General features: G+C 39.3%; 11 protein-coding genes. 3 read left to right on the plus strand and 8 right to left on the minus strand.

Going from position 1 to position 13,581, the window contains the following annotated elements:
• Window positions 1-13 precede the first annotated feature (13 nt).
• Window positions 14-421, minus strand: a complete 408-nt coding sequence (locus C9E89_RS03990; RefSeq protein ID WP_107008297.1) for a rhodanese-like domain-containing protein — start codon at window positions 419-421, stop codon at window positions 14-16.
• A gap of 94 nt (window positions 422-515) precedes the next feature.
• Entirely contained in the window at window positions 516-1,574 is a 1,059-nt protein-coding gene (gene rsgA / locus C9E89_RS03995; RefSeq protein WP_107008298.1) for a ribosome small subunit-dependent GTPase A, read from the minus strand.
• A gap of 122 nt (window positions 1,575-1,696) precedes the next feature.
• Between rsgA and orn the strand changes: the two genes are divergently transcribed.
• From orn to C9E89_RS04010, 3 genes are all read left to right on the plus strand, one after another.
• On the plus strand, window positions 1,697-2,257 hold the full coding sequence (gene orn / locus C9E89_RS04000) for an oligoribonuclease (RefSeq protein WP_171405072.1): 561 nt from the start codon (window positions 1,697-1,699) through the stop codon (window positions 2,255-2,257).
• 192 nt (window positions 2,258-2,449) lie between these two features.
• Window positions 2,450-3,184, plus strand: coding sequence for a Bax inhibitor-1/YccA family protein (locus C9E89_RS04005; RefSeq protein ID WP_107008300.1), 735 nt, complete (start codon window positions 2,450-2,452; stop codon window positions 3,182-3,184).
• Between the two features lie 147 nt (window positions 3,185-3,331).
• Window positions 3,332-4,135, plus strand: a complete 804-nt coding sequence (locus C9E89_RS04010; RefSeq protein ID WP_107008301.1) for an enoyl-ACP reductase FabI — start codon at window positions 3,332-3,334, stop codon at window positions 4,133-4,135.
• Window positions 4,136-4,193: 58 nt separating this feature from the next.
• Here C9E89_RS04010 and C9E89_RS04015 read toward each other — a convergent pair whose 3' ends face one another.
• The 6 genes from C9E89_RS04015 to leuS form a co-directional block, all read right to left on the minus strand.
• Complete coding sequence (locus tag C9E89_RS04015; RefSeq protein WP_107008302.1) at window positions 4,194-5,624, minus strand: efflux transporter outer membrane subunit; 1,431 nt, start codon at window positions 5,622-5,624, stop codon at window positions 4,194-4,196.
• Between the two features lie 10 nt (window positions 5,625-5,634).
• Window positions 5,635-7,617, minus strand: a complete 1,983-nt coding sequence (locus C9E89_RS04020; protein ID WP_107008303.1) for a MacB family efflux pump subunit — start codon at window positions 7,615-7,617, stop codon at window positions 5,635-5,637.
• Window positions 7,618-7,619: 2 nt separating this feature from the next.
• Complete coding sequence (locus tag C9E89_RS04025; RefSeq protein ID WP_107008304.1) at window positions 7,620-8,939, minus strand: efflux RND transporter periplasmic adaptor subunit; 1,320 nt, start codon at window positions 8,937-8,939, stop codon at window positions 7,620-7,622.
• A 98-nt stretch (window positions 8,940-9,037) separates the two neighbouring features.
• Window positions 9,038-10,030 (minus strand): DNA polymerase III subunit delta, encoded by a 993-nt coding sequence (gene holA / locus C9E89_RS04030; protein WP_107008305.1) that lies wholly within the window; start codon window positions 10,028-10,030, stop codon window positions 9,038-9,040.
• A gap of 12 nt (window positions 10,031-10,042) precedes the next feature.
• The gene (locus C9E89_RS04035) at window positions 10,043-10,585 is read right to left on the minus strand and encodes an LPS-assembly lipoprotein LptE (RefSeq protein ID WP_107008306.1); all 543 of its coding nucleotides are present in this window, start codon (window positions 10,583-10,585) and stop codon (window positions 10,043-10,045) included.
• Window positions 10,586-10,810: 225 nt separating this feature from the next.
• On the minus strand, window positions 10,811-13,432 hold the full coding sequence (leuS, locus tag C9E89_RS04040; RefSeq protein WP_107008307.1) for a leucine--tRNA ligase: 2,622 nt from the start codon (window positions 13,430-13,432) through the stop codon (window positions 10,811-10,813).
• Window positions 13,433-13,581: the final 149 nt, after the last annotated feature.

Here is a 13,581-nt window from a genome sequence, read left to right on the forward strand (position 1 = left end):
ATAACTCCTTAAGTTATTTCGCTTTGACCAAAGGTAAACCTTGGGCTTTCCAATTGCTAATACCGCCATCTAAACGATAGCTGTCGGTATGACCGACTTGTTGTAAAGCACTGCCTGCAACTTGTCCCATATTACAAATGAATACAAGTGGACGATCAGCAGTTTTTAACTCTTCGAGGTGACTGGTAATTTTGCTGTATGGAATATTTCGGCTACCACTGATATGACCTTCGCGAAAATCTTTGGCATCACGTAAATCAATCAACATTGCATTTTTAGCTTTAACTAAAATACCCAATGATTGTGGAGAGATTTTGCGACCGTTGCGTTGACCTTCGAAAACGAAGAACAAAACAACCAATACAGCTAAAATACCGAATAAAAAGGGGTGATTCCCCATAAATTCAAACCAACGTTCCACAATGCACCTAATTACAATCAAAATTTGTGTCGACGAGTATAGCCTATATATATGGTGATCAAAATCACTGCTTCAAGGCTACATTTAAAGAAAATTAATTTTTTTGTTGCGCCTCAGTAATTTCTTCAACTAAGCGTAAATAACTGTCTAAGCGTCGCGGTAAAATTTTACCTTCTGCTACAGCATTTTTTAAAGCGCATTGTTTTTCATGGGTATGGGTACAATTACGATACTGGCAATGCCCTAGAAAATCCGCAATATCAGGGAATCCTGCATCAATTTTCTCTAAATCTAAATGCCAAAGCCCAAATTCACGAATACCCGGTGAGTCAATCAGCGCACCATTTTCACCAAAGCGAATTAAACGTGTAGAGGTCGTGGTGTGTTGCCCTAAAGCTGAATTTTCAGAAATGATATTGGTTTTTTGTGCCGCATTAGGAACAATGACATTGATCAGAGAGCTTTTACCCACACCAGATTGACCGACAAAAGCAACCGTTTCATTATCAAGACGTTGTGCAAGTGGGCTTAAGTCGCCTTCAGATTGTGTAATGAGGACTTCATAACCTAAATCTTGATATTCTTTGAGCATATCTAAAATAGGATCATTTCCTTTGAGTAAGTCAGACTTATTGAGTACCAATAACACTGGAATATCTGCATCAGCGCAAGCAACGAGATAACGATCAATCAGTGTGGGTGCAGGCTCAGGTAAAGCAGCAAACACAATCACAATTAAACTAATATTTGCTGCTACAGGTTTAACCTTATGATAACGGTCAGGGCGGGTGAGTAATGATGTTCGTGGATGAATGGCTGTGATAATACCCAAACCTGTATTGGGATCAGCTTGCCATCTGACTTTATCACCTGTGACCAAAAGTTCTAAGTTTGTACGTGTGTGACAACGCCAAACACTGCCGAGCTCAATGGCTTTCCAAAATGGTTCAGGATCACCTGCTTTAACCTGCGGTTTTTCAGGATGTTGATCAGGAACAGAAAGGGCTTGTACTTCAAGTTGGCGTCCATAATGTTGGACAACCAAACCTTCGAGGTCATTTGAAGTGTCGATTTCTTCTTGACGTGTTTTATGTTGTTTCTGAATGCGACGTTGTTGCTGTTCAGTTAAACGACGTTTACGAATTAAAGCCATTCATGTCCTAAAAAACCATAAAAATAAGAAGGCAAAAATAACATGCTGAACGAATGAATTACAGCGCAGATGTCAGAAATTTGCTACTATTCATGTTTTATAGCCTAATAAGATTGCACTTTATGAGCAGCAGCACCCCAGATACACGCTTGATTTGGATTGATCTTGAAATGACAGGTCTTGATACAGACAATGATCAAATTATTGAAGTTGCGACCATTGTAACGGATGATCATTTAAATATTCTTGCGGAAGGTCCAGTGCTAGCAGTACATCAGTCAGATATTATTTTAAATGCGATGGATGAATGGAATACCAAACAACATGGTCAGTCAGGTCTGATTGAGCGTGTACGTCGTAGTAAATTGACTGCACGTGATGCAGAATTACAAACTTTAGAGTTTTTAAAGAAATGGGTAAATCCAAAATCATCGCCAATGTGTGGTAACTCAATTTGCCAAGATCGTCGTTTTTTACATCGTTTAATGCCTGAAATGGAACAATATTTCCACTATCGTAATTTAGATGTATCGTCTGTGAAAGAGTTAGCAAAACGCTGGCGCCCTGAGATTATGAGTGGTCTTAAGAAAAATGCCTCACATTTGGCAATGGATGATATTCGTGACTCAATTGCAGAGTTAAAATACTATCGTCAATATTTCTTTATCTCAAATCAAGATTAATTCGATATTTTGTAAGCGAAGAAGGGGCAGAAATTGCCTCTTTTTTATGCACTGTGTATTTTAAAAAATTAAGTTATACTGCTTTAGGCAATATTTTTGGTTTTGTTACAAAAAGAAGTAAGCTGTACATCAATTTTAAAATAATCCGTTTTACAATCCCTTTATATTTTAAATATTACAATGAGTTGAAATATGCAAAGTAATAACCCTATTTTAACCCGTGTGGAAACACATGCAGATTATAGTCAACCCATGACCATTCAAGGTGCAATCCAAAAGTCAGTATTATTGACTGTAATTGCGGCTGTGCTTGGTTTAGGTGTTTTTCTTTATAGTTTCGCCACTGCGAATTTTGGTCTTGCTTATGCAGCGGCAATGGTCGGTGCTATTGGTGGTTTAATCATTGCTTTAGTGGCAACTTTTAAGCCAAATACAGCGCGTGTTCTTGCAATTCCTTATGCTTTATTTGAAGGTGCATTTTTAGGTGGTGCATCTGTGATTTTTCAGTTGAAATTTCCAGGTGTTCCTTTACAAGCATTACTGGCAACTTTTGTAACGACTTTTGTGATGTTTGGTTTGTATCGTTTTCAAATTATTCGTGCAACTGAAAAATTTAAATCGATTGTGATGTCTGCAACAATCGCAATTGCTTTGGTTTTTGTTGTGCAATTCATCATGAATTTGGCATTTGGTTCAAGTATTCCTGGTCTATTTGAAAGCAGTTGGTTAGGCATAGGCTTTGCAGCTTTTGTTGCTGTAATCGCATCATTAAACTTGATATTAGATTTTGATTTGATTGAAAATGCTGCTGCGCAACGCGCACCGAAAGCATTTGAATGGCTATGTGGTATCGCATTATTAGCAACCTTAGTTTGGATGTATTATTCATTCATGCGTTTATTTAGCTTATTACAAGGCGATGATTAATCCTTGATGATGAACATTTGAGAAATCGCTCTTTATGAGCGATTTTTTTATGATTTAGTGAAAGATATAAAAAAAGATGCATTATGCAATTTTGTTCTGTCTTGAGTCTTGGCATTATGCATACAAACTTATTCGAGTGAGAATTTCATGGCACAAGGACTTTTGGCAGGTAAACGCTTCCTGATCGCAGGTATCGCAAGTAAATTATCGATTGCATTTGGTATTGCTCAAGCACTTCATCGTGAAGGAGCAGAGCTTGCATTTACTTATCCAAATGAAAAACTGAAAAAACGTGTAGATGATTTTGCTGAACAATTTGGTTCAACACTTGTTTTCCCTTGTGATGTTGCTGTTGATGCTGAAATTGATCATGCATTTGCTGAGCTTGCTAAGCATTGGGATGGTTTAGATGGTGTTGTGCATTCGATTGGCTTTGCACCTGCACATACTTTGGATGGTGACTTTACGGACGTAACTGATCGTGAAGGTTTTAAAGTTGCGCATGATATTAGTGCGTATAGCTTTATTGCAATGGCGCGTGCAGCAAAACCATTATTACTTGCGCGTCAAGGTTGCTTATTAACATTGACTTACCAAGGTTCTGAGTCAGTCATGCCAAACTACAATGTAATGGGCATGGCAAAAGCATCTTTAGAAGCAGGTGTACGTTATTTGGCATCGAGTTTAGGTGCTGAAGGGATTCGTGTAAATGCGATTTCGGCAGGTCCAATCCGTACTTTAGCAGCATCAGGTATTAAATCTTTCCGTAAAATGTTAGATGCGAATGAAAAAATTGCACCGTTAAAACGTAATGTTACGATTGAAGATGTCGGAAATGCCGCACTTTTCCTTTGTTCACCTTGGGCAAATGGGATTACAGGTGAGATTTTGTATGTAGATGCAGGTTTCAATACTGTGGGTATGAGTGCATCAATGATGGATAGCGAATAAGTTATTCATGACTTGATGGTAAAAAGGCACTGAATTCAGTGCCTTTTTTATATGAAATTTATGGTGTGACTTCAGTGATGTTGGTATTTGGTAATTGCTGAATCGGGCTACCACCGAGTGCTTGCATTAAGGTTACATAAGCATTGTATTGATTTTGCTTGACTTGTACTAAAGACAGTCGTGCATTACGCGTGGTTTCTTGCGCATCTAACAGATTTTTTAAAGCAATTGCACCATTGCGATAACGTACATCTGTTAAACGTTCAGTTTTCTCAGCCAATTCTAAATTTTTCTGCTGCAAAGCAACTTGTTTATCTAATTCAATTCGATTAGAAAGTGCATTTTCAGTATCAGCAAAAGCTTGATATAAGGTTTGTCGATATTGAATAATGGCTTTTTCATAATCCAATTCACTGATTTTTAAATCCTTTTTCATATCATTATATTGCAAGAAGGGCAGGCTTAAACTTGCACCTAAAGTCAGGGCAGGATTTTTCAGTAGATTGGTCAGTGAAGTACTGCTTGAGCCTAAATTTCCAGTCAAACTTATAGAAGGATAATAACTAGCTTTTGTGGCATCTTTAGAAGCCAGAGCTTCACGTAAACGTAATTCTGCGGCACGTAAGTCAGGACGACGTGACAAAATATCGGCAGGCAAACCCGCTGTAATATTCGGTAAGCGAATACGTGGTAATTTTTTTGGTTCTTGAATATTGAGTTGCTGTACAGGAATTTGTAATAGCACCGCCAAAGCAGTGCGTGTTTCTACTAACTGCTGCTCAATTTGACTTAAACTGGCTTTTTGACTTTGCACAGATTGTTCTGCTTGAGTCAGGTCTAAGCCTGAAACTGCACCTGCACGATATTGAGTACGTACCAGTTCATACAGTTTTTGTGTGGTGGCTAAACTTTGCTGTGCGACGGTATAGCGCTCATTTAAATAACCTAATTGCCAATATAGATTTGCTGTCGTGCCAATCAGCGTTTGACCTGTCGCTTGTAGATCTTGCTCAGTAGCTAAAGATTCCCATTTTGCCGCTTCAGTTTGCCGTGCTAATTTTCCAAATAAATCGACTTCATAGCTGACACCAGCACTTAAGGATAAACCTTTTGCACTGTCATCACCTGAGTTTAAGTCAAAGCTATGTCCTGTAGAAACGCCTGAACTTACACGTGGACCTTGTTGGTCACGTGCTAAACCTGCTCTTAAACGTGCAGTTTTTAAATTAATCCCTGCTACCGCTAAGTCCGCATTTTTAGCAACAACTTGCTCAACAAGTTGATTAAGCTGAGCATCATCAAATAAAGTCCACCATTGGTCTGCATAAAGACTGGCTTGAATATCCTTTTGATTGGCTTTGTTATAAGCAAAGCTATTTGGAATATCGACAGTAGGGGCTTGATATGGGGTTTTGACCACGGCAGCGCAGCCAACGAGTGAACTGCCTAAGATCAATGCACTTAAAAGTTTGGTGACATTCATTTGCATGGTTATTTCCTTATTCTCTAGACAGGGCATCAACAGGGTCAAGCTGTGCTGCATTACGTGCAGGAATAAATCCGAACACGACACCAATTAAGGTTGAACATACAAAAGCTGCAATGATGGAGGTTGTTGAATACGCCATTTCAAAGGAACCTTTAGCAACATGACTGATAATCTGCCCAATACCAAGCGATAACAGCACCCCTAAAATTCCACCTAAAATACACACCAAAATCGCTTCAATTAAAAACTGTTGTAAAATATCACTTTGACGTGCGCCAACAGCCATACGTACCCCAATTTCTTGTGTTCGCTCAGTGACGGAAACTAGCATAATATTCATTACCCCAATTCCACCAACAACCAATGAAATCACAGCAATCGCAGAAACCAACAAGGTCATGGTTGCAGTAGTTTGCTCAATGGTTTCACGAATACTGTCAGAGTTTTGTGTAAAGACATCCTGTGCGCCATGACGCTGTTCTAGCAAGCTGAGAATGGCATTTTCTGCCACAGCCGTAGGATATTCATCTTTAATACGGACAATAATACTTCGCACGTTAGATTGTCCTAACATTCGACTCATCACTGTTGAATAGGGCAAATATACATTTAAACTGTCAGAATTGCCCATCATGCCTTGTTGAGCATCAACAATCCCTATAATTCGACTAGGTACAGTACCTAGTAAAATGACTTGACCTACAGGGTCTGTACCATCAGCAAAAAAAGTATTTTTTGTATTGGTATCAATGACAACATCTTGAGCGCGTTGAGTCACACTATGTTTATCAAATGCTTGTCCTGCGGTAAATGACATTCCTCTAACATCAAAGAAGTCTTCGCTAACACCATTGACTGTAATGGCTGCTTCAGTATCTTTATAGCGTCCTGTTAAACTAGAATTCACAGATGGACTTACACCTTCGACATAAGGCTGCTCTGCTAAAGCATCAGCATCTGCGGGAATTAAAGTTTTGACTTGTGCAGTTTTAGAATTATCACCAAAGCCGCGCCCTTGGAAAATGGTAATGGTATTGGTGCCTAAACTGCTAATATTCTCCAAAATTTGCTTTTGAGAACCATTGCCTAAGGCAACCACCGAAACCACCGAAGCAATCCCGATAATAATCCCGAGCATCGTCAAAAAAGTTCGCATACGATGGGCATTCATTGCTAATAAAGCCATGCGAAATGCTTCACTAAAACGATCTAATGCAGCTCGCCAAACAGAAGATTTTTTTTGCTTTTCAATGCCATCAAGTGTAGCTTCAGGATCTCGAATAACTTCTGTTTCAGGTGTATTTGGTGTATCTGCAATGATATTACCATCACTGATTTCAATAATACGAGTCGCATTTTTTGCCACATTCATATCATGGGTGACAAGAATAATGGTATGACCTTTGGCATTAAGTTCACGCAAAATTCGCATCACTTCAATACCGCTATTTTTATCCAATGCACCTGTTGGTTCATCAGCAAGAATAACATCACCACCATTCATTAAGGCACGAGCAATAGACACACGTTGTTGCTGACCACCTGACAATTGGTTTGGGCGGTTTTGAGTTTTTTCAGCTAAACCCAGTTCTGTGAGTAGTTCTTTAGCGCGTTCTTGGCGTGCTGTTGGATTAACACCTGCATAAATTGCAGGGACTTCGACGTTACCTGCGGCATTAATATCACCTAATAAATGATAACGCTGGAAAATAAATCCAAAATATTCACGGCGTAACTGGGCTAATTCATCAGGTTCTAATTGTCTGGTTTCACGTCCTTTGACCTTGTAACTACCAGAAGTTGGTTTGTCCAAACAACCTAAGATGTTCATTAGGGTTGATTTACCCGACCCAGATTGACCGACAATGGCGACCAATTCACCTGCATAAATCTTTAAGTCGATGCCTTTTAAAATCTGAACTGTAGAATCACCCGCAGGAAATTCACGGATCAGATTATTCACCTCCAGAAGAGGTTGCTGATTTTGATCCATGTTTAAAATCTCATTCCGCCACGATTACTACGTTTTGCTGAGTCATTGCTTGTGTCTGAACCATCAGCGATCACCACTTGATCTCCTTGTTTTAGACCACGAATGACTTCAGCAGTTACACGGTTATTTAAACCAATAAGGACTTGTTGACGTTTGGCTGTACCATCTGCTTGTACAACACGAACAGTGGCAATAGATGCTTTGCCTTGATCAACTAAAGCTTTTTCATCCGCAGTAAGTTCTAGACGCTGTGGACGATCTGCATCGGCTTGATTTTTTGTATTTGTTTTATCTGCATCAGATTTTTTATCAGTATTACGTTTGGCACGTTGTGGGCGGCTTTGTAATGCAGAAGCAGGGACAGTCAGTACATCTTTTGCTTCAGCCAAAATAATATATACCTGCGCTGTCATATCAATACGCAATTTTCCATCATCATTAGGAACATCAAATAAAGCATTATAGTAAATCGCTGTACTCGAAGAAGAAGATGAGTTATTTGAATTTTCTGTATTAATTGACTCTGGTGCAGGTTCAACTTGACGTAAAGTTGCGTAACGTTTTTTCTCACTATCTCCTAAGGTTGTAAAATAAACTTTTTGACCTTCTTCAACTTTCATCACATCTGCTTCAGAAATTTGCGATTTAATTGTCATCGTGTCAAGTTGTGCTAATTTTACAATTGTAGGCGCGCTTTGGTTTGCATTTACCGTTTGACCTTCTTCAGTCACAATAGCCACAACAGTACCTGTTATTGGCGCAACAATTTGGGTATAGCCTAAATCTTCTTTGGCAGTTGCAAGAGTGAGTTTAGATTGCTCAATCTGTGCATTCATAGCAGTAATTTCAGCTTGTGCTGTTTTAAATGCCGCTAATGCACTTTCGTATTCAGCTTTAGAGGTTGCATCTTGGGCAAACATACTTTTTTGACGATTATATTCAGCTTCAACTTTCGCTAAATTGGCTTGTTTCGTGGCTAATTGGGCTTGTTGATTTTTAATACTCGCTTCAGCCGTTTTCAAATCATTGGTTTGGCGTACTGAGTCAATTTGTGCAATCAGTTGACCTTGTTTCACTTGGTCACCTAACTTGACATACATTTTTTTGACCTGACCTGATACCTGCGCACCAACACTGACCATTTTAGTGGCTTCTAAATCACCCGTTGCTAAGACCGAGTCTTCAATATCACCGCGGACAACTTCTGTGCTAATAAATTGTGGTTGTTCATTTTTAGGTTTTAACATAAACCAAGAAATTGCTGCAATAATGGCAATACCAACCACAATTAAAATGACTTTGGATGATTTTATTTTAGGCATATTGGTCTTGAGCAAATGAGATAATTGCTTAAATTATAAGGGGTAAATAAGGATAAAAAGTGAATTTTTTTAACAAATATAAATGATAATTATTTTCTTTAAGCTGGTTCAAACAAACTGTACCCACATAATAGGGCAACTGCTTGCTGAATTAAATGTTCAGGTTTTTCTTGACTTAAGCCTTTTATCGCTGCATCAATACGCAATAAAACCGTAGGCCAAACTAAAAAAGACTGTGGCTTTAAGCGTCTGAGCGCTTGTTGGTAATTTGCAACTTTATTCTTCCAAATACCAAGCTGTAAAGCATTTTGCGGTTGTTCATAGAGTTGCATCAGCAAACGCATTTCTTTACTTAATGTCCATAAAATTAAACTTGCAGGCTCACCAGACTCGATTAAGTAATTTAAAATTTTAGCAGACTGCGCATAATGACCAGCGAGAACAGCATCACTTAAATCAAAACTACTATAACGAGACTGGTCTTGTAAGCATTCATAGAGATGTTCAATTTGAATATGATTTTGTTCTGGAAACGTATCTGCAACACGCATCAAGCTGTTTTTAGCTGCGAGTAAATTATGTTCATGATGCTGTTCAAGCCAAAGCCAAGCGTCTTGATCGAGTTGAATACCAAGCTGATCGGCTTCTATTGATAAAATACGTTGACGATCTTTGGGATAATGAGCAGCGAGTTGTACCACAACGCCATTAGCTTCAACGGTTTGGAAAAAACTAGATTTTAAGCTGCTCGCATCTTGTTTTGGCATCACAATCAAAAGAAGATTGTGCTCATTGTGTTGAATATATTGCTTAAGCAGTTTTAGACCATTTGCATCAGGTTTGATATTGCCATGGACTTCCACAGCTAAGTGCTGAGAAAATAAAGATAAACTGTCTAAGGCATTAAAAACTTGCTTCCAGTCACTGGTATTATTTAAGTCGTAACGTTGCCGCTCAACTTCTTGAGCATTCCATTCCTTACGAAAAGCATCTAATAAATTTTGCTCAAGCAGTGGCTCTTGACCATGCATAATCCAAGCACCACGTGCTTCCTGTGTACGTTTAAGGGCTTGGAGATAGTCGAGTTTCATAATCTAATCAATTTACTGTGCTGTTTTTGGTGTTGCAGTACTTGGTAAGTATTTGGCTTTAGGTAAGCGATTTGCTGAAATTTGACGGCTAATTTGCTGTGCAATATCGTCAATAATGACTTGTTTTAAATATTTCTCTTGTTGATCATCTGTATTCACAGTTGCAACATCATACTGATAACTACGCGCTGCTGTTAAAGTACGTGCTTCAGTAACAGGATTACCTTGCTGATCTTCGATTTGAAATGTCACACTTAAACGTAATAATGTTTCAATCAATTGACCATTTAGCTCATGGCGAATTGGTTTGTAGTCTAAAATACGTAAGACATAAGCATCACTTGCTTGACCTAATTGAACACCTGACGCAGTTAAATAAACACTCAGCTTACTTTCTAAGTCTTCTGTATTTTTAGGAAGCTGTAAATTTAATTTGGTATAAACTAAAGGAGTTGCTTGCGGATTTGTTCCTTTTAAGTGAAAACCACAGCCGACTAAGCCTGCACTCAGCCCTAAAGTTAAGACAATCGCTGCAACACGTTGAACCAAATGCATGTGGAGTCCTCTAAAACTTCCTGAATGGAAAATAATTTTAAATCTTGAGTTAGATTGTAAAGTCAAAGCCCGTTGATTGACAACGGGCTTTGTTTGGGTTTTGTTTTTATCCTTAAATTCCCTCTCCTTTTAGGAGAGGGTTAGGGAGAGGTAATTTATTTAAGAACCCTCATCCCCTTGCGGAATATATTCCTCATCCCAGAGGGAGAAGGGGGTGTAAGGCTTTTAAACCACCAAATTCACTAACTTGTTTGGTACCACAATTTCTTTCTTGGTTGGACCTGTCAAGAATTGTTGCACTTCAGGTAAAGCTTTGGCTTGTGCCAAGATGTCATCTTTAGATGCATCCACAGAAACTTCCAACTTACCACGAAGTTTACCATTGACTTGAACCACAATCGTTTGCGTATTACGCGTGAGTGCAGACTCATCGACAGCAGGGAATAACACTGAAGTTAAATCAATGTTGAACTGTGCCAATAAAGTCTGACTTAAATGCGGTGCAAATGGAGCAAGCAAGGTTAATAGCGTGATGATCGATTCACGAGCAACCGCGATATCGTTGTCATCTTTTGCTTCAAACTTGTTGTTGGCATTCAAAAGTTCCATTAACGCAGCAATTGCTGTGTTAAAAGCATGACGACGTTCAATGTCATCACCTACTTTTTGGATGGTTTCATGAGTTTTACGACGTAAATCCTGAGCACCAGTCGAAAGTTGTGCAGTATCAATCGCAGAAGCATTATTGCTTTTTTCAAGGAAACCAGTCGTTAAACGCCAAACACGTTTTAAGAAACGGTTTGAACCTTCAACCCCTGCATCAGACCATTCAAGAGATTGATCTGGTGGAGCAGCAAACATCATGAAGACACGTGCAGTATCTGCGCCGTATTGGTCAATAATCGCTTGCGGGTCGATACCGTTATTTTTCGATTTCGACATTTTTTCCTGACCGCCAACAGTCACATCCTGACCATCACCTTGGTATTTTGCTGAAATGATACGACCTTTTTCATCACGTTCGAGATCAATATCAGCAGGGTTGAACCAAGTTTTTTTGCCTGAATCTGCTTCACGGTAGTAGGTATCCGCCAATACCATACCTTGAGTTAACAAGTTGGTGAATGGTTCATTACCTTGAACAACACCTTCATCACGCATCAATTTATGGAAGAAACGTGCATAAAGTAAATGAAGAATTGCGTGTTCAACACCACCAATATATTGATTCACTGGTAACCATGTTTGAGCAGCTTCAGGCTTAACCAAACCACCTGTAAAGTCAGGAGATGCATAACGTGCATAGTACCAAGATGACTCTACGAAAGTATCCAAAGTATCGGTTTCACGACGTGCGTCGCCACCACAGCAAGGACATTGGGTTTCGTAGAATTCAGGCATTTTATTTAAAGGATTACCTGAACCATCTGGAACAACATCAGTTGGAAGTACAACAGGAAGTTGTTCTTCAGGAACGGTGACCTGACCACACTTGTCACAGTTGATCATTGGAATTGGACAACCCCAATAACGCTGACGAGAAACACCCCAATCACGTAAACGGAATTGAACTTTAGAATTTGCTAAAGTTTGTGGTTCCAGTTTTGCAAGGAATGCATCAAATGCAGCTTGGAAGTCTAAACCGTCAAATTCAGCTGAATTGACCAATTTACCTTCTTTAGAACCATACCATTCTTGCCACTCAGTTGCAGAGTAATCTGCATCATCAGCGCCTTTGGCATCAATTACTTGTTTAATTGGCAAGTTGTATTTATTGGCAAATTCAAAATCACGTTCGTCATGCGCAGGAACAGCCATCACCGCACCTGAACCGTATGACATCAACACATAGTTGGCGATCCAGACTGGCACTTCTTCACCCGTCACAGGATGCTTCACTGATAAACCTGTTGCCATACCTTTCTTTTCAGCAGTGGCAAGATCAGCTTCAGCGACTGAACCCATACGACATTCTTCGATGAATGCTTTGAGTTCAGCATTATTTTCCGCAGCTTTTAATGCCATAGGGTGTTCTGCTGCAACCGCAACATAAGTCACACCCATTAAGGTATCGGCACGTGTGGTATATACCGTTAAACCATCGGCATAAACTTCTGTATTCGCTGAAGGGAAAGTAATTTCCATACCTTGTGAACGACCAATCCAGTTGCGCTGCATGGTCAAGACTTGTTGTGGCCAACCGTCTTTTAAAGTATCTAAATCATCTAATAATTCTTGTGCATAATCTGTGATGCGGAAGTAATACATTGGAATATCACGTTTTTCTACCAATGCACCTGAACGCCAGCCACGACCATTTTCAACTTGCTCATTGGCTAAAACGGTTTGATCCACAGGATCCCAGTTTACAGTTGAGAGTTTGCGATAAATCAGACCTTTTTTATACAGTTGAACAAATAACCATTGTTCCCAGTGATAGTATTCTGGAGTACATGTCGCAAATTCACGATCCCAGTCGACTGAAAGACCGAGTTTTTTCAATTGGTCACGCATGTAGGCAATGTTTTCAAATGTCCATTTTGCAGGCGCAACTTGATGGGCAATTGCCGCATTTTCAGCAGGTAGACCAAAAGCATCCCAACCCATCGGTTGTAGAACAGTTTCACCTTTGAGACGGTGAAAACGGCTGATCACATCGCCAATGGTATAGTTACGCACATGACCCATATGCAGTTTGCCACTTGGGTAAGGGAACATCGAGAGAATATAACGACGTGGACCTTCTACAGTGTCGGCAACTTTAAATGATTTGCGATCTGCCCAGTCTTGCTGGACTTGAGGCTCAATCGCACTCGCTTGGTATTCAGGGTCAATATGAGTAGTCATAAACGTATTTAAGAAAAAAGGTTAAAAAACTGTGTTGCACAGCATAGCTTAAAAATCGTGTAAATGTCAGTTATTCAGCGCGGATTTTGTGTAAATAGTCATTATTTTAGAAAGTAAACCAGATAAAGCATTCGATTTAAATTTATAAA

Origin of the sequence: Acinetobacter sichuanensis, from assembly GCF_003024515.2 — a bacterium.
Classification (GTDB): domain Bacteria; phylum Pseudomonadota; class Gammaproteobacteria; order Pseudomonadales; family Moraxellaceae; genus Acinetobacter; species Acinetobacter sichuanensis.